The sequence below is a fragment of the Pseudomonas sp. BAV 4579 genome (assembly GCF_009765395.1).
In the GTDB taxonomy this organism is placed as follows: Bacteria; Pseudomonadota; Gammaproteobacteria; order Pseudomonadales; family Pseudomonadaceae; genus Chryseomonas; species Chryseomonas aestiva.
Genome location: NZ_WHOV01000056.1, coordinates 21,018 through 42,564 on the forward strand (window position 1 = coordinate 21,018; position 21,547 = coordinate 42,564).

Consider the following 21,547-nt stretch of genomic DNA (forward strand, 5'->3'; position numbering starts at 1 on the left):
GCTCCGGCGCCCTGAGGAAGACCCCGCAGATGGATCGTTGGCAGGCGATGCGCGTGTTCGTGAAGGTGGCCGAGACCGAGAGTTTCGCCCGCGCGGCCCGGGATCTGCACCTGAGCGCCCCGGCGGTGACCCGCCTGGTGGCCGGCCTGGAAGCGCTGGTTGGCGCCCGCTTGCTGGTGCGCACCACCCGATCGGTGAAACCCACCGAGGCCGGCGTTCGCTATCTGCAGGATTGCCGGCGCATCCTCGGCGAGATCGCCGAGGCGGAACTGGCCGCGGCCGGGCACTACGCCAAGCCGGTCGGCACCCTGGCGATCACCGCGCCGCTGCTCCTCGGCCAACTGCACGTATTGCCGCTGGTGCTGGACTACCTCGGGCGTTATCCGGACGTGCGCGCCCGGACCTTCTTCGTCGACAGGCCGGTGAACATCGTCGACGAAGGCATGGACATCGCCCTGCGCATCGGCCAGCTGGCCGACTCCGGCCTCACCGCCATTCAGGTCGGCTGCATGCGGCGGGTGGTCTGCGCCGCGCCCAGCTACCTGGCAACCCGTGGCATCCCGGTGACGCCCGCCGCGCTGCGCGATCACCGCGTCCTGGTGTCCCACAGCGCCTGGTCGTCGCTGGAATGGCGTTTCGCCGGCGGGCAACGGGTAGTGGTCGAGCCCCTGCTGCACAGCAACACTAATGCCGCCGCGATCAGCGCGGCCGAGAAGGGTCTGGGCCTCACCCGCGTGCCCCACTATCAGATCGCCCAGGCCCTGGCGGACGGCGTGCTGCAACTGGTACTGGAAGACCACGAAGAGGCGCCGCTGCCGGTCAATCTGATCTATCCCGAGGGGCGCCAGGCGCCGGCCAAGGTCCGGGCATTCATCGACCTGGCGGTAGCGGGATTGCGGAGCAATCCGCTGTTCAACCCGCGTCAGTGACCGAGGATCGCCTTGGTCTCTAGGTATTCCTCCAGGCCGTGGACGCCATATTCGCGCCCGTTGCCGGAGCCCTTGTAGCCGCCGAAGGGTGCCAAGGGGTTCCAGGCCGGATAGTTGAGATGGACCTGCCCGGCACGAAGACGGGCCGCCACCGCGGCGACCTGGTCGGGATCCCGGCCCTGGATGTGGGCGCTGAGGCCATAGCGGCTGTCGTTGGCGAGGGCTATGGCTTCCTCGACGGAACCGTAGGGGAGCAGGCAGAGCACCGGCCCGAAGATCTCCTCCTGGGCGATGCGCATGCCGGTGGTGACCGCCGAGAAGACCGTGGGGCGGGCATAGAAGCCGGTGCTGCAGCCGTCCGGGCGCCCCGGTCCGCCGCAGACCAGCCTGGCGCCCTCGGCCAGGCCGCTCTCGATCAGTTCCTGCACCCGGGCGAACTGGGCGCCATTGGCCAGGGGACCATGGGTCGTCGCGGGCGCCAGGGGATCACCGACCACGAGGCTGGCCACGGTGGCCGCCGCCAGGCGCTCCACCTCCGCCAACTGGGCCTGAGGCACCAGCATCCGCGTCGGCGCGCTGCAGGACTGGCCGCTGTTGCGGAAGGCGGCCAGCACGCCCTTGGCCACGGCCGTCTCGAGGTCGGCGTCGGGTAGCAGCAGGTTCGGCGACTTGCCACCCAGCTCCTGGGTCACTCGCTTCACGGTGGCGGCGGCGGCCCGGGCTACCTGCACCCCGGCGCGATTGGAGCCGGTGATGGAAATCATGTCGACCTCGGGATGCTCGGCCAGCGCGGCGCCAACGGTGGGGCCGTCACCGTTGATCAGGTTGAACACCCCGGCCGGTATCCCCGCGTCATGGACCGCCTGGGCGAACAGCAGGGCGCTCAATGGCGCCAGTTCGCTGGGCTTGAGCACTACCGTGCAGCCGGCGACCAGCGCCGGCGCGACTTTGGCGGTGATCTGGTACAGCGGCCAGTTCCAGGGGGTGATGAGGGCGCAGACGCCGATGGCCTCGCGGCGGATGCGTAGCGCACCTTCACTGCGCTCGAAGGCGTAGTCGAGGGCGACCTCGCGCGCGACGCGCAGATGTTCCAGGGCCAGGGGCACCTGCAGGGCGCGCGCCGCGGCCAGGGGCGCGCCCATCTCCCGGGAGATGACCTGGGCGAAGCTTTCGCTGCGCTGCGTCAGCAGGCCATGGATTCGCTCCAGCAACCGGGCCCGGGCGGCCGGGGTGCGACCGGACCAGTCGCTGAAGGCCGCGCGGGCGGCCTGTACGGCCCGATCAACCTCGGCGGCGCTGCCCAGGGCCACGTCGGCCAGGGGACGTTCATTCGCCGGGTTGATCACCCTGACCCGTTCCGGGCGGGCGGCGGGTACCCAGCGACCGTCGAGATAGAAGTGGCTGGTGGTCCGGGGATCGAGCAGGTCGTGCAGCGTGGCGTCCAGCATGGCGGTGTCTCCTGAAGATTGAACGCGACTCAACCCAGCGCCTGGGTCACCAGGGCGAAGGATCGGACACTCCCCGACGGTCGTGGCGGCGTGCCTCTGGCCATGCGCGGGGCGCGATCCACGCAGGCCAGGCCGGCGGCTACCAGCCAGTCGGCCAGGCCGCAATCGGCGAGGATGTCGATGCGCACGAATTCACCCTGGGTCGCCTCCAGCAGCGGTGCGATCAGGGCCTTGGCCGCCTCGGCATCCGGCGCTACCACGGGGCCTATCACCAGGCCCCGGCCAAAGCGTCTGAGCAGGGCCAGCCCCCGCAATTCACCCGCCCGTTCCAGCCCCATTACCTGCAGCGCCTCGGGCAGCAGCTCATCCAGCAGCCGATCACGCTGCAGACCGCTGGCGGCGTTGGCCAGGGCGATCGCCTGCGGATAGTCGGCCGGCGCCAGGCGGCGGCAGTGCGACTCGGCAAGCACCGGCGCGGCGGGCGCACTGGCCAGGCAGCCCTGGTGCTGCTGGATATGGTCGAAGGTCGCGAAACCCAGGCTGGCGTACAGCGGGGCGCCCACCTCGGTGGCATTGAGAATGGGCGTGCGCGGCGCCGTGGCGTCCAGGCACAGCTGCCTCAAGCGCCGACCGATCCCCTTGCCCTGCTGCTCATCGCTGACGATCACCAGGCCGATGGACGAAAAGTTGCCCTGGTGGCAGGCGAAGGCGATGCCCACCAGTTGCCCCTCGTGTTCGGCGACGAACCCGTCGGCGGTGCGCTGGACCAGGGCCCAATCGGCTTCCCGATGCGGCCAGCGCAGCCGTTGCGACAGCGCGTGGGCGGCCGGCAGGTCCTGGGCGGTGGCGGGGCGATAGCTGTAGGTCGAGGCGTTCATGAGCGCTCCTGGTGGGATGTCCGGGATCAGCAGGCGCGGGCCAACGCCTCGATCTCGACGAGATAACCATGGTGCAGGTGCGGCACGGGCACCACCGCCCGCGCCGGGCGATGGTCGCCCAGATAGCCGGCATAGAGGCGGTCGAAGGTGGGCCAATGCTCGATACCCACCACGTAGACGGTCACCTTGAGCAGATCCTGCGGCCCACGCCCGGCGGCGGTCAGGATGGCGCAGAGGTTGTCCAGGGCGATGCGCGCCTGATCGGCGAAGCTCGCCGCCACGCTGTGGCTGCCATCGGGCCGCACCGGCAGCTGCCCGGAGACATGCAGCAACCCCTGGTAGGCCACCGCCTGGCTGTAATGCCCACCCGGTGGCGCGGCCGCGGCGGTCTGGATGAATTCGGGATCAACGGCCATGCAGGCGACTCCAGGCAGTGAGGGCGCCGGTGGCGTCCACGGCGTGATAGTGATCGAACTGGCCACCGGTGGCGCAGGCATGGTTGGGCAGGACCCGCAGGCGACTGCCCACCGGGAAGCGCTGCTCCAGATCGGCGGGCGCCCCTCCCGCGAAGCTGATCATGCCGTGCTCCTGATTGGCGCCGGACAGGAGCGCGCCTTCGAGCCAGGTCCCGTCCAGGTCACAGACCTGGCCGTAGCCGAAATCGCGTTGCTGCCGCTGGGTGCCGCGGTCGCGACTCAGCGCCATCCAGCCGGCGTCCACCAGCACCCAGCCCTTTTCCGGCTGATGGCCGATCACTGTGGTGAGGACACTCAGCGCCAGGTCGTCGGCGCGGCAGATGCCGACATTGAGCATCACCAGATCCTGGAAGACATAGACCCCGGCGCGCACCTCGGTGACGCCGGTCAGGTCCAGGGCCGACAGCGCCGTGGGTGTCGAGCCGATACTCACCTGCGGACAGACGAAGCCCTGGGCCCGCAGCCGCTCGGCGGCCGCCACGCAAAGGGCGCGCTCCTGCTCGGCCAGCGCCTGCAAGGCCGCGGGCTCGTGCAACTCGTAGCTGGAGCCGGCGTGGGTGAGCACGCCCACGAGAGTCATGCCGCCGGCCCGCAGCACCTCGGCGACCTGCAGCAGTTTGGGATCGTCCGGCTGCAGGCCGGCGCGATGACCGTCGCAGTCGATCTCCAGCCAGACGTCGAAGGCTTCGGCATGGCGCTGCCCGGCTTCGACGATGGCGCGCGCCCCCGCCAGGCTGTCGGTGAGAATGCCGAGCCGGCAGCCCCGCCGCCGCAGCGCCCGCACCTGCTCCAGCCGCGCCGGGGCGATGGCCACGGCATAGAGCACGTCGGTGATGCCCAGGGCGAAGCAGGCCTCGGCCTCCTGCAGCGTGGAAACGGTCACGCCCCCGGCGCCCGCGTCCAGTTGCCGGCGCATGACCGCCTCGCTCTTGCTGGTCTTCACGTGGGGCCGCAGGCGTACGCCGAGGGCGTCCATGCGTGCTTGCATGAGCTGGATATTGCGGGTCATCCGCGTCTCGTCGATGAGCGCGGCGGGGGTATCGAGGGTGAGCAGGGACGGGGTCATGGCAGGGACTCGACCAGTGGGCGATGGCTCGACTGTACCCAGCCAGCCTGAACCTGTGCTTCAATTAAATTGACTCATTCCTTCAGCTCAGATTAATGATCGCCATCGAAGACCTGCGCCTGATGGTGCTGCTGGCACGTTCCGATTCCTTGAGCGCGGCGGCGCGCGCCCTGAACGTCTCGCCGCCCGCCCTCTCCACTCGGCTGCGCAGGCTGGAGGCGCGCCTAAGCGTGGCCCTGGCCAATCGCGATGCTCGGCGGCTCAGCCTCACCCCCGATGGCGAACGCCTGGCCCAGGAATGCGCCGAGCTGCTCGAACGCCTGGACGCCCTGCCCGAGGCGTTCGCCCGCCACGACCAGCCATTGGTGGGTACCCTGCGCCTGGCGGCGCCCTTCGGCTACGGTCGCTAGCGTATCGCCCCGCTGCTGGCCCGCTTCGCCAGCCTGCATCCAGGCGTGCGGCTGCAACTGGACCTGCGCGAGACGCCCTGGCCCGATCGACACGACAGCGACGCGGTCATCCATATCGGCGTCATCGAGGACAGCTCCTGGATCGCCAAGCCCCTGGCGCACAACGAGCGCTGGCTGTGCGCCAGTCCGGCCTACCTGGCCGAGCACGGCGTGCCCGGGGAGCCGCAGGACCTGCTGCGGCACCGCTGCATCTGCATCCGCGAGAACGACGAGGACGTGACGCTCTGGCAACTCCGCCACGCAGAGGAGCGCCGCACGCTGCGCATCGAGCCCGCGCTGCCGACCAACGATGGCAGCGTGGCCCGACGCTGGGCGGAACAGGGTCAGGGCATCGTGCTGCGCTCCGAATGGGACGTGGCCGACGCCATCGCCCGCGGCGCGCTGGTCCGCTTGCTGCCGGACTGGCGTTTCGATCGTGCGCCCATCACCCTGCTGGTCCCCGCGCGCAAGCAGCGCAGCGCCCGGCTCCAGGCGCTGGCGCGCTTCCTCGACGGGGCGGTGAAGGGGCTGGAGGCGGACACCGACGCGCAATAAAGGCAACGCCCGAGGGCCGCCGCAGAAACTGCGGCGAGGCGCTAAGGAACACCGCGGGCAGCGCTCAGGCACCCTGCATTTCGGCATTCGCCACCGTGGCCGCTCCCTAGACTCAGGGGCTGACCTGCCACTGGGAGCGCCACCATGCCACTGCACCCCGATCTGCGAGACCCACGCCTGTTCAAGGAATCCGCCTATGTCGACGGTCACTGGATAGCCGCCGACAACGGCGCCACCTTCGCCGTGGAAAATCCTGCCACCGGCGCCGTCATCGCCCAGGTGGCGGCGCTGGAGGCGACGGAAACCGCCCGCGCCATCGCCGCCGCGGAAGCGGCCTGGCCGGCCTGGCGCGAGCGTCCCGCAGCCGAGCGCGCGGCCCTGCTGGAGCGCTGGCACGCGCTGATGCTGGAGCACCAGGACGACCTGGCCCTGCTGATGACCCTGGAACAGGGCAAGCCCCTGGCCGAGGCGCGCGGCGAGATCGCCTATGGCGCCAGCTTCGTCAAATGGTTCGCCGAGGAAGCCCGGCGCAGCTTTGGCGACATCCTGCCCGCCCCCGCCCGGGATCGCCGGGTGCTGGTGCTGCGGCAACCGGTGGGGGTCGCCGCCGCCATCACCCCCTGGAATTTCCCCAACGCCATGATCACCCGCAAGGCCGCGCCGGCGCTGGCCGCCGGTTGCCCGGTGGTGATCAAGCCCTCGGACCTCACCCCGCTGTCGGCCCTGGCGCTGGCCGAACTGGCCGAGCGCGCCGGCTTTCCGCCCGGAGTATTCAACGTGCTCACCGGGATGCCCGCCGGCATCGGCGGCGAACTGACCGGCAATCCCGCGGTGCGCAAGCTGTCCTTTACCGGCTCCACGCGCATCGGTCAGCTGCTGCTGGCCCAGTGCGCGGCCACGGTGAAGCGCACCAGCATGGAACTGGGCGGCAATGCGCCCTTCATTGTCTTCGACGACGCCGACCTGGACCTGGCCATCGCCGGGGTGCTGCAGAGCAAATTCCGTAACGCCGGCCAGACCTGCGTCTGCGCCAACCGCATCCTGGTGCAGGACGGCATCCACGACCGCTTCGCCGAGCGGCTGGCCGCCGAGGTGGCCAAATTCAGGGTGGGCAACGGCCTGGAGGCCGGCGTGACCTTGGGTCCGCTGATCAATCGCCAGGCGGTGGACAAGGTGGCGCGCCATGTCGACGACGCCCTGACCCAGGGCGCCAAGGCACTGTTCGGCGGACCGCCCAGCGGCCGCGACCAGTTCGTCGCGCCCACGGTGCTCACCGGCGCCACGGCGGACATGCTGCTGGCCCGCGAGGAGACCTTCGGCCCGGTGGCACCGCTGTTCCGCTTCCGCGACGAAGCCGAGGCCCTGGCGCTGGCCAATGCCACGCCCTACGGTCTGGGCGCCTACTACTACACCCAGGACCTGCGCCGTGCCTGGCGCGTCGGCGAACAGCTGGAATTCGGCATGGTGGCCCTCAACACCGGCACCCTGTCGATGGAGGTCGCGCCCTTTGGCGGCGTGAAGCAATCCGGCCTGGGCCGCGAGGGCTCGCACCTGGGGCTGGACGAGTACCTGGAGGTGAAGGCCTGGCACCTCGGCGGCCTCAACTGAAAGCCATTGGCGGCAGGCAACCGAAAATGCCGCCGCCCCCAAGCAAAACAGCCGATCACGATGCCGGGGCCGGCAACTTCAGCGTTACCGACCCTGCGGCCTGCGTAGGCTGGAACTCTCGCCCCTGCCTGGAGTATCGCTGCATGAATTCCGCTGCCAAAGCCACCGACCGCCTGCTGGGTCTTCGCGAACAAGGCGTGCCCCGCGGCATCATCACCGCCCATCCCGTCGTGGTGGCCCGCGCCCAGGGCAGTGAAGTCTGGGACGTGGACGGTCGCCGCTACCTCGACTTCGTCGGCGGCATCGGCGTGCTCAACGTCGGTCACAACCACCCACGGGTGGTGGAGGCCGTGCGCCGTCAGGTCGGGGAGATCTCCCACGCCAGCTTCCAGGTGATGGCCTACGAGCCCTACCTGGAGCTGGCCAATCGTCTCAACACCCTCATCGGCAACGGCGAAGCCTACAAGACGCTGCTGCTGACCTCTGGCGCCGAAGCCGTGGAAAATGCCATCAAGATCGCCCGCGCCCACACCAAGAGGCCCGGGGTGATCGCCTTTCGCGGCGGCTTCCACGGTCGCACCCTGCTCGGCGTGACCCTCACCGGCTTCGCCCAGCCCTACAAGCAGAACTTCGGCCCCTTCCCCGGTGACATCTACCACGCGCCCTACCCCGATGCCTTCCGCGGAGTGGATAGCCAGCAGGCCCTGGCCGGCTTGCGCGAGGTCTTCGCCATCCAGGTCGCGCCCGACCAGGTGGCCGCCATTCTGATCGAACCGGTGCAGGGCGACGGCGGCTTCCGCCCGGCACCGGTGGAATTCCTCCAGGCGCTGCGCGCCCTCTGCGACCAGCACGGCATCGTGCTCATCGCCGACGAGATCCAGACCGGCTTCGGCCGGACCGGCAGCCTCTTCGCCTTCCAGCAGACCGGCGTCCAGCCCGACCTGGTGACGGTGGCCAAGAGCCTGGCCGGTGGCCTGCCGCTCTCCGGGGTGGTCGGTCGCGCCGCCATCATGGATGCGCCCCTGCCCGGCGGCCTCGGCGGTACCTACGGCGGCAACGCCCTGGCTTGCGCCGCGGCCCTGGCGGTGCTGGACGTATTCGCGGAAGAGGACCTGGTCGCCCGCGGCGTCGCCCTCGGCGAGCAGTTGCGCAGCGGTCTGCTCGAACTGCAGCGGCGGCATCCACGCATCGGTGAGGTGCGCGGCCGCGGCTTCATGCTGGCGGTGGAAATGGTCGGCGCCGATGGCCACAGCCCGGACGCCGCCCTCGCCCAGCAGGTCATCGACGGCGCCCGCCAGGCGGGCCTGCTGGTGATCAAGTGCGGTGTCGAACGCAACGTCATCCGCTTCCTGGCACCCCTGGTGACCACCGAGGCACAACTGGCCGAAGCCTTGCACATGTTCGGCCAAGCCCTCGCCCAGGCCGGTGCCTGAGGTCGAACGTAACGCCGCCTGACATCGGCAGAGCGGCGCCAAGGGGAAACCGCCCATGAGAATCACGCGTTACCAGGCCATAGGCTTTTCCTGCTACGGCACCCTCGTCGACCGCGAAGGGGGCATCCTTGAAGCCCTGCGCCCCCTTGTGGCGCAGGCGGGCCTCAGCACCCATCCCGACTGGCTGCTCGGCAGCTATCACCGCCTCGCCCGCGAGCTGCGCCAGGCCGCGCCCAACGCCAGCCAGACCAGTCTGCACCTGCGTATCCACCAGCGTCTGGCGCAAGAGTTGCAGCAGGAAGACGATCTGGATGCCAGCGTGGCCTTTGGAAACGCCACGACGTGCTGGCCGGTGTTCGAGGATGCGCCGGGCGCGCTGCAGTACCTGAGCAAGTTCTATCGATTGGTGTTGCTGGCCTCGCCCGATGACGGCGACGCGGCAGCGGTCACGGCGCGGCTGCCGGAGGTGTTCGCCGCCGTGATCCCCAACCGCGGCGGCGATCTGCGCCTAGCGCTGGACAACACCCTGGAGGAGCTTGGCCTGGCGCGCGGGGATCTGCTGCCGGTAAGAGGCAGCGAACCGGACGACCCCTGGAACCCCCTGGTGGATTTTCCGCTGTGTACCTTGCGCCGTGATCGCTCGCGGCCCTGGAACCTTTCACGGCAGGCCCTGGATGGCACGCGGTGCGAGTACGCGAGTCTCGCCGATCTGGTGCATGCGCATCAGACCGCCCTGCGTGCCTAGCCTGACGTTCACGACTGCGAGGAACGACGATGGACGCCGCAACAAAACTGGACCGCATCGACATCAACATCCTGGTGCAACTGCAGAAGGATGGCCGGATGACCAATGTCAGTCTCGCCGAAGCCGTGGGCCTCTCGCCCAGCCCCTGCCTGCAGCGCGTCAAGCGCCTGGAGGCCGCCGGCTACATCAGCGGCTACGAAGCCCACGTCAACCTCGCCAAGATCGCCAACTCGGTGACGGTCTTTACCGAGGTCACCCTCTCCGACCACAAGCGCGCCGACTTCGTGAAGTTCGAGTCCTTCATCCGCGGGGTCGACGAGATTCTCGAATGTCACCTCATCAGCGGCGGCTACGACTACCTGCTGCGGTTCATGTGCAGCAGCATCGGCCATTACCAGGAGCTGATGGAATCCATCCTCGACCGCAACGTCGGTATCGAGAAGTACTTCAGCTACATCGTCATCAAGTCGCCGGTGGTCAAGAACGCCCTGCCGCTGCGCAGCCTGATCAGGGCGGGCTGACCTCCCTCGCCGCGACGCTCCGCCAGCATCCCGCTGCCGGAGCGTCCTCTTCTCAGCGCAGGATGCAATAGAGCTTGCGCACCCGCTCCCGGCTGTCCCAGGCCATGGGGGTTTCCGCCGGTACCAGCACCGCCTCGCCCGCGTTGACCGTGCAGGGTGCTTCGCCCTCGACCGCCAGGGTCACGGCGCCAGCATAGAGCAGCATCAGCTCGCAGTGGGGATTGCTCACCGCCTTGCGCCTATAGGCCGTGCACTCCCACATCCCGATCCGCAGGGCCCCGCCACCGCTTTCGAACAGGTCGCAGCCGGTGGCCGTGGGCTCGGGACTGAGCAGTACGCTGGCCGCCGGCGGTGGCGAGGGTTCGCGCAACGCCGCGGGATCCAGCAGCACGGGTGCCTGGGGCATGGGGCCTTCGCTGGCCCGACCGGGAAAGGCCATGAACAGGCGCCGCAGTTCACCGCTGTGACGCCAGCGGCAGCTCAGGCCACGCGGCAGGATGAAGGCATCGCCGGCCTTGAGGTAAAGGGCATTCCCCTCCCATTCCAGCTGCAACTCGCCGGCCTCGATGAGGCTGACTTCCACCCAGGGGTAGTCGTCCAGCTGGCAGTCGGCGGAATGGGCGACGGCGCTGCCCATCACATAGCCCAGGCGGCCATCGTGCAGGTGCAATTCGCGGCCGGCGGCCAGGGGATCAGCGTGCAGGGGTTGCGGCGCGCGCGGCAGCTGGCGGTCATTGGGCGGCTGGCAGTAGTGCAGCAAGGGCATGGCGAATCCTCAGGCTAAGAGGTGCGGCGGGCGTGCCGCGGACCTGGCCAGTATCGACCGCCAAGGCGCCTGGGTTATGGCGTTTGCGCCCCGGACCAGCACAGAAGCTACCGTTTTTCCCGGATGCGGCGCAGTTTCCACCGCACCACCGATCATGACGGCGCTGCCCGGGATTTCAGGACAAACTACCGCCCCGTTGCGCCATCCTTGGGCTTTGCCGGAGACCTTCCCATGACGCTGCTCTACAAGGCCGATCCCGAACGTGGCCAGGCCTGGCGACGCCTGTTCCAGGAACGCGCGCCCGATATCGAATTCCGCCAATGGCCGGAGGTGGGCAATGCCGCTGAGGTGCGCTACCTGGCCTGCTGGCAACCGCCGGAGAACCTTGCCAGCCGCTTTCCCAACCTGGAGGTGCTGTTCGCCACCTCGGCCGGGGTCGATCAGTTCGACCTGAGCCTGCTGCCTGCCGACCTGCCGGTGGTGCGCATGCTGGATCCCGGTATCGTCGCCGGCATGGTCGAGTACGCCACCCTCATGGTCCTGGCCCTGCATCGCCAGTTGCCGCTCTATCTCGACCAGCAGGGCGCGGGACGCTGGCAGGAACATGCCCTGGTGACGGCGAACAACAGACGCGTCGGCGTGCTGGGCCTCGGTCAGATCGGCCAGGCGGTGCTGGAGCGGCTCGCCACCTTTGGCTTCCGGCTCTCGGGCTGGTCGCGCTCGGCCCATGAGCTGCCGGGGGTGCGCTGCCATGCCGGCGCCGCGCAGCTGCCGGCGTTCCTGGCCGATTGCGAGATCCTCATCTGCCTGCTGCCCCTGACCCGGGAAACGCGTGGAATTCTTGATGCCGAACTCTTCGCCGCCCTGCCTCGCGGCGCCAGCCTGATCAATCTGGGGCGTGGCGCCCAGCTGGTGGAAGCCGAGCTGCTGGCAGCCCTGGACAGCGGTCAGCTGAGCCAGGCGGTGCTGGACGTGGTGGAGCCGGAACCGCCCGCAGCCGACCATCCCTTCTGGCAGCATCCGCGGATCTGGCTGACGCCCCACGTGGGCGCCATGACGGTGCCGGAAACGGCCTTCACCGTGCTGCTGGACAATATCCGCCGCCACCAGCGTGGTGAGCCGCTGCGGGGATTGGTGGATCGGCAGCGAGGGTGCTAGCCGAGGCTCGGGGTGGCCTCAGCCCAGGGCCACCCGCAACCGTCCCAGCAAGGCGTCACAGGCAGCGAGCTGGCTCAATTCGACATACTCATCCGGCTTGTGCGCCTGCTCGATGCTGCCGGGGCCGCAGACCACCACCGGGGTGTCCAGGCGACTGGCGAAAAGTCCGCCCTCGGTGCCGAAGGCCACCTTGAGCTGGGCGGTGCCCGGCTCGACCAGGGTCTGCAGGAAGCGTACGGCTTCGATGCTGGGATGGGTGTCCAGGCCCGGATAGGCGTTGACCGTCTCGATCTCGATGGCGGCCTTGGCCGAGGTTTGCCGTGCCTCCCGGACCAGGCTGTCCGCCGTTTCCTGCAGCGCGGCGACCAGACTGGCGGGATCGTCCGCCGGCAGGTGACGGATCTCGAAGTCCAGAGTGCAGAGATTGGGCACGATGTTCAGCGCCTTGCCGCCCTCGATCCGCCCGACATGCAGGGTGGTGTAGGGAATGTCGTAGGCCGCGTCGTGGGCGCCCTCTTCCGCCAGGCGCCGCTGGCTGGCACGCAGGGCGCCGACCAGGTCGCTGGCCAGGTGGATGGCGTTGACGTGCCGCGGCGCCAGGGAGGAATGACCTTCCTGGCCATGGCAGTGGGCGCGCAGCGCGGCCTTGCCCTTGTGACCGAGGGCGACCTGCATGTTCGTGGGTTCGCCGACGATGCAGAGGAAAGGCCGCACCGGCGCCAGCTCCAGCACATCCAGCAGTCGCCGTACTCCGACACAGCCGATCTCCTCGTCGTGGGAGAGCGCCAGCTGCAAGGGTCGTTTCAGGGGTTCACCGCGAGCGGCGTCCAGCAGCGCCACTACCGCACAGGCGACGAAGCCCTTCATGTCGCAGGCGCCGCGGCCATGGATCCGGCCGTCCTTGAGGGTCCCCTCGAATGGCGGCAGCGTCCAGGCCTGGCCGGCCACGGGCACCACGTCCGTATGCCCGGAGAGCAGCACGCCGGGTACGTCGCCTGGGCCGACGCTGGCGAAGAGATTGGCCTTGCGCCCGCTCTCGTCGAGCACCAGGCGGCAGGCGATACCGGCACCTTCCAGCAGGCCCTGCACATGCTGGATCAGCGCCAGGTTGGAGTCGGCGGAGACGGTGGGAAAGCCGATCAGGGTGCGCAGCAGGTCCTGGCTGTTCATCCGGCGAGGCTCTCGCTGCGCGGTTGCGCGAAGCGGCCGATGTCGAAGGCCGCCAGGGGCGTCTCGGTACGACCGGTGGCGATCAGCTCGGCCATGGTGTCGCCCACGCCCGGGCCGAGCTGGAAGCCGGCGCCACAGAAGCCGAAGGCGTAGTAGAGACCCTCCACCTGGCTACTCGGGCCCATGATCGGCAGGTCGTCGGCGATATAGCCTTCCACCCCGCTCCAGGTGCGGATCACGTTGACCCTGGCCAGCGCCGGCGCCAAGCGGCGCAGCTGGGCCAGTTGGTTGAGCAGGCCATGGGGCTCGGCCCGGGCCAGGCGGGTATCCAGGTCCGGGCGGGTGCGGAAGCAGCCACCAAAGATGACGTTGCCCCGTGGGATCTGGCGGAAATAGATGGTCTCGCTCACCAGCGGCGAAGACACGCCCACCGCTTCCTTGAAGGCATAGGGCAAGGGCTCGGTGACACCCATCTGCGGTCCGTGGGTCTCGATGGGCACCGGCTCGCCGAACTGGCTCGACAACCGACTGCCCCAGGCCCCGGCGGTGATCAGCAGCCGCGGCGCGCGATAGCGGCGGCCATCGGCGGCCTGCACCAGGAAATCGCCATCCGGCTTGGTGACCTGGGTGATCTCCACCCCTTCCTGCAAGTTGACGCCCTCGCGCACCGCGGCGCGGGCGAATGCCGGGGCGGCCAGGCGCGGATTGGCATGGCCATCGTGGGGCGCATAGGAGCCGGCCACCACCTCGGGGCCCAGGTAGGGAAACTTCTCGTGCAGCGCCGCGCCTTCAAGTACCTGGAGTTCCAGGGCGGCGGTCTCCGGCGCCCGGGCATACTCGTGCAGCATGGCGATGCGCGCCGGATCGTAGACCACCCGCAGGTGGCCGCCGGGAATGAATTCCAGATCGTCACCGATAAGCTCCGGCAGGCGACCCCAGATCCCCCGCGACCGCGTGGCCAGCGCGACCTGACTCAGGTAGCGGCCCTGACGTCGGACATTGCCGAAATTGGTGCCACTGGCGAAGCGCCCGACCTGGTCACGTTCCAGCAGGAGCACCGACAAGCCCCGGCGGCGCAGGAAAAACGCGCTGGCACTACCCATGATGCCGGCGCCGACGATGATGACATCGGCCCGGTTGGCGGCCTGCGGACTCATGATGAAACCTCCTCTTCGCTGGTGACGATGCCCAGCGGCAATGGCCGGATCGGTGCCTGGCCACGCAGGCGGCCGACGGTTTCCACCGGCACCCCGGATTCGGCGGCGATGATCTCGGCCCCGGCCTGGGCGCAATAGCGACCCTGGCACCGCCCCATGCCGACCCGGCTGAAGGCCTTGGCGCGGTTGGCTTCACGGGCGCCCTTTTCACGCACCACGGCGCGCAATTCTCCGGCGGTGATGCCCTCGCAGCGGCAGACCACCGCGGTATCCGGCAGGCTGGCCATCTGTTTCGCGGGCCAGGGAAAGGCCTCGGCCAGGCCCAGGCGAAAGCGCTCCTGCACCGCCAGCGCCTCGCGGCAGCGCTCGGCGAGGCCGCTGGGCGCCGTGCGGCCGAGATCGGTCAGGACCGCGCAGGCGGCCAGTTGCCCGGCCAGCTCGGCGCCGTCGGCGCCCCGTACCCGCGCTCCATCCCCGGCGGCATAGACGCCAGGCGTCGAGGTGCGGCCGTCGCCGTCCAGTTGCAGCACCCATTGGCCAGTGGCGCGCTCGAATTCGAAGGCGCAGCGGGCGAGATCGCCCAGCTGGGTCTCGGGGCGCAGGTGATAACCCAGGCCCACGGCGTCGCCCGCCACCTCCTGGCGCAGGCCACGGGCATCGGCGAAGGCCACGCCGGCAACCCCCTGCTCGGGGTCGCCGAGGATTTCCAGCGGCGTGACGCCGAAATGCAGCGGCACACCCGCGCGCTTGAGCGCGGCCATGAGCTGCACGCCCTTCCAGGCCACGCCCGGGCGGGCCAGCAGCTTGGGCGTCGCCAGGGCACGCAGGCGCAGCGGCGCAGTGTCGAGTACCGCCGCCACCGTGGCGCCGGCCTGCTGGTACTGGGCGGCGACGAGATAGAGCAAGGGCCCGCTGCCCATGAAGATCACCCGGCGGCCGATGGACACCGCCTGGGCCTTGAGGGCGATCTGGGCGCCACCCAGGGTATAGGTGCCGGACAGGTTCCAGCCCGGCATCGGCAGCAGGCGGTCACCGGCCCCGGTACAGAGCACCAGGGCGTCGAAATCCAGGGTGCGCTGGCGATTGCCCTGCGCCGTATAGAGGGTACGCTCGTGCAGGTGCCAGGCCAGGGTATCCGGGCGGTAGTCGAGGCGCCCGCGCAAGCCGTCGAAGGTGCGGTGCAAGGCCTCGGCCTTGCCTGCCTCGCTGCCATAGAGGGTGGCGTAGGGCCGCTGGAAGCCCTCGGGCTGGCGCCGATAGATCTGGCCGCCATCGCGGCGATTCTCGTCGATCACTACCGGGGCGATACCCGCGGAAAGCAGGGTTTCCGCACAGCGCACGCCGGCCGGACCCGCCCCGACGATGACCACCCGCGGCGGGTTCGCGCCTTGTTGAACTAGGCCAGATTCCATACGGCCTCCGGTTGCGTGGTCAGGATCTGCAGCCCTTCGCGTACCTCGGTGCCGCAGGCGCGCAGGCGTTCGCCCTCGGCCGTCCAGACCCAGCAATCCTGGCAGGCGCCCATCAGGCAGAAGCCGGCGCGACGTTCGTCGCCGAATTCGGAGCGGCGCAGCGCCGGGCCGTTGGTGAGCAAGGCGACCATCAGGGTGTCGCCGGCCAGGGCCGTGACCGGCAGGCCATCGACACTGAGGCTGACCTGCGGTCGGCCAGTTTCGCCGAGGCGCTGGAAGCGGGTAGTCATGCGCGAACTCCTTGGGTGTGCAGCAGGGCGCCACCCTGCAGGCGCTGCAGGGTCTCGCCGTCATGATGACAGAGGATGCGGTTGCCCCCGGCGAGGGTCTGGGGCCGGGGCGGCACCCGGTCGCAGCGGCCTTCGAGCCGTACCGGGCAGCGCTGCAGGAAGCTGCAGAGCCGACCGCTGGCGGGCGGCGACGAGACCAGGGGAACCGCGGTGCGGATGGGTTGCTCTTCCAGCCAGCCCTGACGCAGCGCCGGTACCGAGGCGGTGAGCAATTCGGTGTAGGGATGCAGCGGCGGATGCTGCAGCGTGGTCGGGGTGCCCAGCTCCACCGGCTGGCCGGCATAGAGCACCAGCACCTCGTCGCAGAGACTGCGCACCGTGGAGATGTCGTGGCTGATGAACAGATAGGCCAGCCCCAGCTCGCGGCGCAATTCGGCGAGCAGATCGAGGATGGCGGCGCCGACCACGGTATCCAGCGCCGAGGTGACTTCGTCGCAGAGGATCAGCTCGGGTTCGGCGGCCAGCGCCCGGGCCAGGTTGACCCGCTGCTTCTGGCCACCGGACAGTTCGCCCGGACGCCGGCTGGCGAGGCTGGCCGGGAGTTGCACGCGGTCGAGCAACTCGCGGACCTTGCGCTGGCGGGTGGCCTTGTCGAAGGCGTGATAGGTCTCCAGCGGGCGCATGAGGATGCGCTCCACGCTGTGGGCCGGATTGAGCGCCGTGTCGGCATTCTGGTAGACCAGCTGCACCCGGCGGAACTGCTCGCGGGTGCGACCGTCCAGACCCGGCGGCAGTAATTCGCCACCCAGGCGTACGCTGCCCTGGGCCGGCGGCAGCAGGCCGGCGATCACCCGCGCCAGGGTCGACTTGCCCGACCCGGATTCGCCGATCACGCCCAGGGCCTGGCCGGCGCCGATGCGCAGGTCGATGCCCTCCAGCACCCGATAGCGCGGCAGGCCATCGGCGCCGATGGGGCCATAGCCGGCCACCAGGTCCTTGACCTCCAGCACCGGGGCGGCGGTCTCCACGGTGGGCAGGCCACGTTCCGCCAGGGGCTCCGGGCGGGCCGCGGCCAGCAGGCTACGGGTATAGGGATGGCGGGCATTGGCCAGCAGGCGCTCGGTGCGGCGATTCTCATAGACCTCGCCGCCGTTGAGCACCAGGATGCGGTCGGCCATCTGGGCCACCACGGCCAGGTCGTGGGAGACGTAGATGGCGGTCACGCCGCGCTCGCGCACCACCTGTTTGAAGACGCGCAGCACCTCGATCTGGGTAGTGACGTCCAGTGCCGTGGTGGGTTCGTCGAGGATCACCAGGGTCGGATCGGTGATCAGCGCCATGGCCGCCATCAGCCGCTGCAACTGCCCACCCGAGACCTGGTGCGGATAGCGCTGGCCGATGCGCTCGGGATCCGGCAGCGCCAGCTCCTTGAACAGCTGCAGCGCCCGCGCCTCGGCTTCCCGGCGCGTCAGCACGCCATGGATCAGCGCGCTTTCGATGATCTGCTCCATCAGCCGCCGCGACGGATTGAAGGCCGCCGCCGCACTCTGGGCGATATAGGCCACGGTGCGGCCACGCAGCCGGCGCAGGCCCCCGGCGTCCAGCTCCAGCACCTGGGTGTCGCCGACGCGGATCGAGCCACCGTCCAACCGACAGCCCGCCCGGGCATAGCCGAGCAACGACAGGGCGATGGTGGTCTTGCCCGAGCCCGACTCGCCGATCAGCGCCAGCACCTCGCCCTTGGCCAGGCTGAAGCCGACGTCCTTGACGATGGTGGTTTCGCTGCCGTCGTCGCCCTGGGCGACCACCCGCAGGTCCTTGACCTCTACCAGCAATTCCATCTCAGCGCCCTCCCCGGCGTCGCGCGCCGAACCGGTCGATGAGCAGGTTCACGCCCACGGTCAGGGTGCCGATGGCCAGCGCCGGCATCAGCACCGCCGGGGCGCCGTCGGCCAGACCGCCGATGTTTTCCCGCACCAGGGAGCCGAGGTCGGCATTCGGCGGTTGCACGCCGAGGCCGAGAAAGCTCATGCCGCTGAGCAGCAGCACGATGTAGACGAATCTCAGGCCCAGATCAGTGAGCAGCGGCAGGCGCATGTTGGGCAGCATCTCGCGCAGGGCGATGTACAGCCGGCCTTCGCCGCGGGTGCGGGCGACCTGGACGTACTCCAGCTCGGTGAGGTTCATCGCCAGGCTGCGGGCGATGCGGTAGCAGCCGGGGGCATAGCCCACTACCGCCATGACGATCAGCAGCGGCACCGAAGAGCCGAAGGCCGAGACCATGACCAGCGCCAGCATCTTGCTCGGCAGCGAGATCAGCGCATCGATCAGCCGTGACAGCGGCTCGTCCACCCAGCGGCCGGACAGCGCCGCCAGCAGACCGAGTCCGGCGCCCAGGACGCAGGCCAGCACGGCTGCCACCAGTGCCAGGCCCACGGTGAAACGGGCGCCGTCGAGGATGCGGCTGAGCACGTCGCGCCCCAGGTAGTCGGTACCCAGCAGGTGCGCCTGACTGTAACCGGCCAGCACCGCGCTATCGCCCAGGGCGCCCGGGTCATAGGGGGTCAACCAGGCGCCGAACACGGCGATGAACAGCCAGAAGGCCACCAGCACGCCGCCAATGATGCCGGTCAGGGACCAGTGGCTGCGCCGACGGGTCCGCGGCGGTGACAGCTGGGCGTCGAGCGTCTTGCCATCCACCGGCACGACGGACGCGGCACGTACGGGAATCACGGGTCGGGTCATAGCGTTCTCAGCCTCGGATTGGACAGGATGGCGCAGAGGTCCGCCAGGGTCATGAGCACCAGGTAGGCGCAGCAGAACAGCATGGCGCAGGCCTGGATCAGCGGCAGGTCGCGACTGGCGACGCCGTCCACCATCAGCTGGGCGATGCCCGGGTAGTTGAAGATGGTCTCGACGATCACCACCCCACCCATCAGGTAGGAAAGACTCAGGGCGATGGAGTTGGCGATGGGGCCCACGGCATTGGGCAAGGCATGGCGCAGCACGGCGCGGACCGGACCGACGCCCTTGAGTCGCGCCATCTCCACATAGGGACTCTGCAGCTGCTCCACCAGGGCGGCGCGGGTCATCCGCGCCATCTGCGCCACGATCACGCAGCACAGGGTGCCCACCGGCAGCGCATAGGCGCGCAGGAAGTCCAGGGGGCCGTCGATGTCATGGGCGAAGGTCAGCGCCGAGGTCCACTGCAGGTGCACGGCGAAGACCAGCACCGCCAGGGTCGCCACCAGGAATTCCGGCACCGCGACGATGCCCAGGGTAAAGACGTTGAGGGCGCGGTCCAGGCGACCGCCGGCGTTCATCGCGGAGGCGATGCCCAGGCCCAGCGCCAGGGGTACCGACACCAGGGCGGTGACCCCGGCCAGCATCAGGGAGCCGCCCAGTCGATCGCCGATCATGGCGGAGATGGGCATCTGGCTCGCCAGCGACTGGCCGAGATCACCGTGCAGGAGGCCGCTCAACCAGTGGACGTAGCGCAGCAGCGCCGGCTGGTCGAGGCCCATCTGGGCCCGCAGCGCAGCGACCTGCTCGGGCAGCGCGAACTGGCCCAGCGCCTGCTGCGCGGCATCGCCCGGCAACAGCGCGGAGACGAAGAACACCAGCAACGAGACGATGAGCAGGGTCAGCAACCCGCCCCCGAGGCGTCTGGCGATGAGGGAAAAGACGGAAAGGTCCAAAGCCACCTCCTGCTTGAGCGTGGAGCGGCGAGCCGGTCGCAGCGGAGCGACTCGCCGTGAGGCAACGAGCGTCAGGCCTCCAGCCAGACGTGCTCGGCGAACATGTAACCCATGAAGCCGCCGATGGGGATGATTCCGTAGCCACCGAGCTTGGGCGAATGGGCATCGATGGAGCTGGTGAAGATCGGCAGGCCGATGCCGCAGTGCTGGTGGATCAGCAGCTGCATGTCGGCGTACATCTGCTTGCGCTTGGCGACATCCGTCTCGCCGCGGGAGGCCACCAGTAGCTGGTCGAATTGTTCGTTCTTCCAGCCGGATTCGTTCCAGGGCGCATCGGACTTGAAGAACTGCGACAGCAGGATGTTGGCGGTGGGCCGGGCGTTGATGTTGCCGAAGCCCAGCGGATCCTTCATCCAGTGGTTGTCCCAGTAGCCGTCGGCGCTGACCCGATTGACCATCAGGTTGAGGCCGGCCTGGCGCGCCGACTGCTGCAGCACCAGGGCCATCTCGTTGGCGTTGTCGGCGGCGGTGGAGGTCACCAGCGGCATCCGCGCGCCGGCGATGCCGGCCTTCTGGAAGAGGAACTTGGCCTTGTCCGGATCGTAGGGCCGCTGGGGCAGATCCGCCGCGTAATAGGGTGTGCCCGGCATGATCGGCTGGTCGTTGCCGATGGTGCCATAGCCAAGGAACACCGACTTGAGGATCTGCTCGCGGTCGAACAGCAGCTTCATGCCCTCGACCACATTGGGGTCGTTGAATGGCCGGTTGGGAATGCGCATGATCAGATCGGTGTAGCTACCCGAGGTGTTGGCCACCACCTTGAGCTTGCCGCTCTGCTTGAGGCGCTCGGCGGAGCGCGGATCCACCGACACGGTCAGCTGGACGTCGCCGGCCAGCAGGGCATTGACCCGCGAGGGCTCGTCGCCGATGCCGATCAGCTCGATCTCGTCCAGATAGGGCTTGCCGGACTTCCAGTAGTTTTCGTTGCGCACGCCCACGGTACGCACGCCCGGCTTGAATTCCTTGACCTTGAAGGGCCCGGTGCCGTTGGCGGTGGAGAAATCCTTGGTGCCGTCGGCGATGATCAGGAACGGCGAGATGGCCAGCACCGCGGGCAGCTCGGAGTTCGGCGCCACCAGGCGGATGCGCACCTCGTCGGGCGCCACTGCGGTGACCTCGGCGAACTGATCGGCCAGCGCCTTGACCTTGGAACCCACCGCCGGATCCTTGTGGCGCAACAGCGAGTAGACGACGTCGGCGCTGTCGAAGGTCTTGCCGTTGTGGAATTGCACACCCTGGCGCAGCTTGATCGTCCAGGTCAGGGCGTCCTGGGTATCGAAACTCGTGGCCAGCGCCATCTGGGGTTCGAGGTGGCTGTCGAAGACGGTCAGGCCGTTGTAGAAGAAGTATTGCCGGGCATAGTCGCCCGAGAAGGCGCCGCGGGCCGGATCGAGCGTATCGGCGGTGGACGACCCGGCCGCTGCGGCGCGCACCCGACCGCCACGGCGCGGGGTGCCGCTGACCGCATCTTCTGCGGCGAAGGCCTGGCCGTCACGGCCGAGCAGACCACCCACCCCGGTCGCCAGCAATCCGGCGGCGCCCAGCAGGCGCAGCGCATCGCGCCGCGACACCCCCCGATGCAGGGCCTCGAAGGCCCGAACGCTTTCAGCAGCTCCTATCAGGGGACTTCCAGTCTTTTTCTCGGTCATGTCGGCTCGCTCGTTGGGGGCTCGGTCACCAGTCCATACACCCCTCCCCGGGCGCACGGCGCTGTCCTCTTGGCCGCCT

19 protein-coding genes and 1 pseudogene are annotated in these 21,547 nt (G+C 69.2%); 7 read left to right on the forward strand and 13 right to left on the reverse strand.

Annotated elements, in window-relative coordinates:
- The first annotated feature begins 29 nt into the window (after positions 1–29).
- Positions 30–929 carry a LysR family transcriptional regulator gene (locus tag GSQ95_RS12785; RefSeq protein ID WP_158897142.1) on the forward strand — a complete coding sequence of 300 codons (900 nt, stop codon included), beginning with the start codon at positions 30–32 and terminating at the stop codon, positions 927–929.
- Here the strand turns inward: GSQ95_RS12785 and GSQ95_RS12790 are convergent.
- Genes GSQ95_RS12790 through GSQ95_RS12805 form a run of 4 tightly spaced genes read right to left on the reverse strand, consistent with a single transcriptional unit; the run spans position 923 to position 4,797 of the window.
- Positions 923–2,377: an aldehyde dehydrogenase family protein gene (locus GSQ95_RS12790; protein WP_158897140.1), complete on the reverse strand. Its 1,455-nt coding sequence runs from the start codon at positions 2,375–2,377 to the stop codon at positions 923–925. The two genes, GSQ95_RS12785 and GSQ95_RS12790, sit on opposite strands and share 7 nt — an antisense overlap.
- Before the next feature lie 29 nt (positions 2,378–2,406).
- Complete coding sequence (locus GSQ95_RS12795) at positions 2,407–3,255, reverse strand: GNAT family N-acetyltransferase (RefSeq protein WP_158897139.1); 849 nt, start codon at positions 3,253–3,255, stop codon at positions 2,407–2,409.
- A 26-nt stretch (positions 3,256–3,281) separates the two neighbouring features.
- Positions 3,282–3,671: a RidA family protein gene (locus GSQ95_RS12800; protein ID WP_158897138.1), complete on the reverse strand. Its 390-nt coding sequence runs from the start codon at positions 3,669–3,671 to the stop codon at positions 3,282–3,284.
- Entirely contained in the window at positions 3,661–4,797 is a 1,137-nt protein-coding gene (locus GSQ95_RS12805) for a DSD1 family PLP-dependent enzyme (protein WP_158973817.1), read from the reverse strand. The genes GSQ95_RS12800 and GSQ95_RS12805 overlap by 11 nt, the downstream gene beginning before the upstream one ends.
- A 95-nt stretch (positions 4,798–4,892) precedes the next feature.
- Here GSQ95_RS12805 and GSQ95_RS12810 point away from each other — a divergent pair.
- From GSQ95_RS12810 to GSQ95_RS12830, 5 genes and pseudogenes are all read left to right on the forward strand, one after another.
- Positions 4,893–5,801, forward strand: a pseudogene (locus GSQ95_RS12810) (LysR family transcriptional regulator).
- 144 nt (positions 5,802–5,945) lie between these two features.
- Positions 5,946–7,409, forward strand: a complete 1,464-nt coding sequence (locus GSQ95_RS12815) for an NAD-dependent succinate-semialdehyde dehydrogenase (RefSeq protein WP_158896699.1) — start codon at positions 5,946–5,948, stop codon at positions 7,407–7,409.
- 143 nt (positions 7,410–7,552) lie between these two features.
- A complete protein-coding gene (gene gabT / locus GSQ95_RS12820) occupies positions 7,553–8,842 on the forward strand; it encodes a 4-aminobutyrate--2-oxoglutarate transaminase (protein ID WP_158896698.1) in 1,290 nt (429 codons plus the stop codon).
- A gap of 55 nt (positions 8,843–8,897) precedes the next feature.
- A complete protein-coding gene (locus GSQ95_RS12825) occupies positions 8,898–9,587 on the forward strand; it encodes a haloacid dehalogenase (protein ID WP_133861762.1) in 690 nt (229 codons plus the stop codon).
- A 29-nt stretch (positions 9,588–9,616) separates the two neighbouring features.
- Positions 9,617–10,108 (forward strand): Lrp/AsnC family transcriptional regulator, encoded by a 492-nt coding sequence (locus tag GSQ95_RS12830; RefSeq protein ID WP_158896697.1) that lies wholly within the window; start codon positions 9,617–9,619, stop codon positions 10,106–10,108.
- Positions 10,109–10,160: 52 nt separating this feature from the next.
- Here the strand turns inward: GSQ95_RS12830 and GSQ95_RS12835 are convergent, their stop codons facing one another.
- A complete protein-coding gene (locus GSQ95_RS12835; protein WP_158973819.1) occupies positions 10,161–10,874 on the reverse strand; it encodes a cupin domain-containing protein in 714 nt (237 codons plus the stop codon).
- Between the two features lie 231 nt (positions 10,875–11,105).
- Between GSQ95_RS12835 and GSQ95_RS12840 the strand changes: the two genes are divergently transcribed.
- Entirely contained in the window at positions 11,106–12,032 is a 927-nt protein-coding gene (locus GSQ95_RS12840; RefSeq protein ID WP_158893261.1) for a glyoxylate/hydroxypyruvate reductase A, read from the forward strand.
- 18 nt (positions 12,033–12,050) lie between these two features.
- Here the strand turns inward: GSQ95_RS12840 and argE are convergent, their stop codons facing one another.
- The 8 genes from argE to GSQ95_RS12880 all read right to left on the reverse strand — a co-directional run bounded on the left by argE (position 12,051) and on the right by GSQ95_RS12880 (position 21,468).
- Positions 12,051–13,202 (reverse strand): acetylornithine deacetylase, encoded by a 1,152-nt coding sequence (gene argE, locus GSQ95_RS12845; RefSeq protein ID WP_158893259.1) that lies wholly within the window; start codon positions 13,200–13,202, stop codon positions 12,051–12,053.
- On the reverse strand, positions 13,199–14,359 hold the full coding sequence (locus GSQ95_RS12850; protein WP_158893256.1) for an FAD-binding oxidoreductase: 1,161 nt from the start codon (positions 14,357–14,359) through the stop codon (positions 13,199–13,201). The genes argE and GSQ95_RS12850 overlap by 4 nt, the downstream gene beginning before the upstream one ends.
- Positions 14,356–15,771 (reverse strand): NAD(P)/FAD-dependent oxidoreductase, encoded by a 1,416-nt coding sequence (locus GSQ95_RS12855; RefSeq protein ID WP_158893254.1) that lies wholly within the window; start codon positions 15,769–15,771, stop codon positions 14,356–14,358. Before GSQ95_RS12855 ends, GSQ95_RS12850 begins: the two co-directional genes overlap by 4 nt.
- Positions 15,756–16,061, reverse strand: coding sequence for a (2Fe-2S)-binding protein (locus GSQ95_RS12860; RefSeq protein ID WP_133861768.1), 306 nt, complete (start codon positions 16,059–16,061; stop codon positions 15,756–15,758). Before GSQ95_RS12860 ends, GSQ95_RS12855 begins: the two co-directional genes overlap by 16 nt.
- Positions 16,058–17,902, reverse strand: coding sequence for an ABC transporter ATP-binding protein (locus tag GSQ95_RS12865; protein ID WP_158893252.1), 1,845 nt, complete (start codon positions 17,900–17,902; stop codon positions 16,058–16,060). The genes GSQ95_RS12860 and GSQ95_RS12865 overlap by 4 nt, the downstream gene beginning before the upstream one ends.
- A gap of 1 nt (position 17,903) precedes the next feature.
- Positions 17,904–18,806, reverse strand: a complete 903-nt coding sequence (locus GSQ95_RS12870) for an ABC transporter permease (RefSeq protein WP_158893250.1) — start codon at positions 18,804–18,806, stop codon at positions 17,904–17,906.
- Entirely contained in the window at positions 18,803–19,759 is a 957-nt protein-coding gene (locus GSQ95_RS12875) for an ABC transporter permease (protein ID WP_007161786.1), read from the reverse strand. Before GSQ95_RS12875 ends, GSQ95_RS12870 begins: the two co-directional genes overlap by 4 nt.
- A 71-nt stretch (positions 19,760–19,830) precedes the next feature.
- On the reverse strand, positions 19,831–21,468 hold the full coding sequence (locus GSQ95_RS12880; RefSeq protein WP_158893248.1) for an ABC transporter substrate-binding protein: 1,638 nt from the start codon (positions 21,466–21,468) through the stop codon (positions 19,831–19,833).
- Between the last annotated feature and the right edge of the window lie 79 nt (positions 21,469–21,547).

Coding starts and splice junctions, on each gene's coding strand:
- GSQ95_RS12785 (WP_158897142.1), top strand. CDS start 30: ATGGATCGTTGGCAGGCGATGCGCGTGTTCGTGAAGGTGGCCGAGACC.
- GSQ95_RS12880 (WP_158893248.1), bottom strand. CDS start 21,468: ATGACCGAGAAAAAGACTGGAAGTCCCCTGATAGGAGCTGCTGAAAGC.
- GSQ95_RS12840 (WP_158893261.1), top strand. CDS start 11,106: ATGACGCTGCTCTACAAGGCCGATCCCGAACGTGGCCAGGCCTGGCGA.
- argE (WP_158893259.1), bottom strand. CDS start 13,202: ATGAACAGCCAGGACCTGCTGCGCACCCTGATCGGCTTTCCCACCGTC.
- GSQ95_RS12855 (WP_158893254.1), bottom strand. CDS start 15,771: ATGGAATCTGGCCTAGTTCAACAAGGCGCGAACCCGCCGCGGGTGGTC.
- gabT (WP_158896698.1), top strand. CDS start 7,553: ATGAATTCCGCTGCCAAAGCCACCGACCGCCTGCTGGGTCTTCGCGAA.
- GSQ95_RS12825 (WP_133861762.1), top strand. CDS start 8,898: ATGAGAATCACGCGTTACCAGGCCATAGGCTTTTCCTGCTACGGCACC.
- GSQ95_RS12850 (WP_158893256.1), bottom strand. CDS start 14,359: ATGAGTCCGCAGGCCGCCAACCGGGCCGATGTCATCATCGTCGGCGCC.
- GSQ95_RS12795 (WP_158897139.1), bottom strand. CDS start 3,255: ATGAACGCCTCGACCTACAGCTATCGCCCCGCCACCGCCCAGGACCTG.
- GSQ95_RS12860 (WP_133861768.1), bottom strand. CDS start 16,061: ATGACTACCCGCTTCCAGCGCCTCGGCGAAACTGGCCGACCGCAGGTC.
- GSQ95_RS12835 (WP_158973819.1), bottom strand. CDS start 10,874: ATGCCCTTGCTGCACTACTGCCAGCCGCCCAATGACCGCCAGCTGCCG.
- GSQ95_RS12830 (WP_158896697.1), top strand. CDS start 9,617: ATGGACGCCGCAACAAAACTGGACCGCATCGACATCAACATCCTGGTG.
- GSQ95_RS12815 (WP_158896699.1), top strand. CDS start 5,946: ATGCCACTGCACCCCGATCTGCGAGACCCACGCCTGTTCAAGGAATCC.
- GSQ95_RS12805 (WP_158973817.1), bottom strand. CDS start 4,797: ATGACCCCGTCCCTGCTCACCCTCGATACCCCCGCCGCGCTCATCGAC.
- GSQ95_RS12870 (WP_158893250.1), bottom strand. CDS start 18,806: ATGACCCGACCCGTGATTCCCGTACGTGCCGCGTCCGTCGTGCCGGTG.
- GSQ95_RS12790 (WP_158897140.1), bottom strand. CDS start 2,377: ATGCTGGACGCCACGCTGCACGACCTGCTCGATCCCCGGACCACCAGC.
- GSQ95_RS12865 (WP_158893252.1), bottom strand. CDS start 17,902: ATGGAATTGCTGGTAGAGGTCAAGGACCTGCGGGTGGTCGCCCAGGGC.
- GSQ95_RS12800 (WP_158897138.1), bottom strand. CDS start 3,671: ATGGCCGTTGATCCCGAATTCATCCAGACCGCCGCGGCCGCGCCACCG.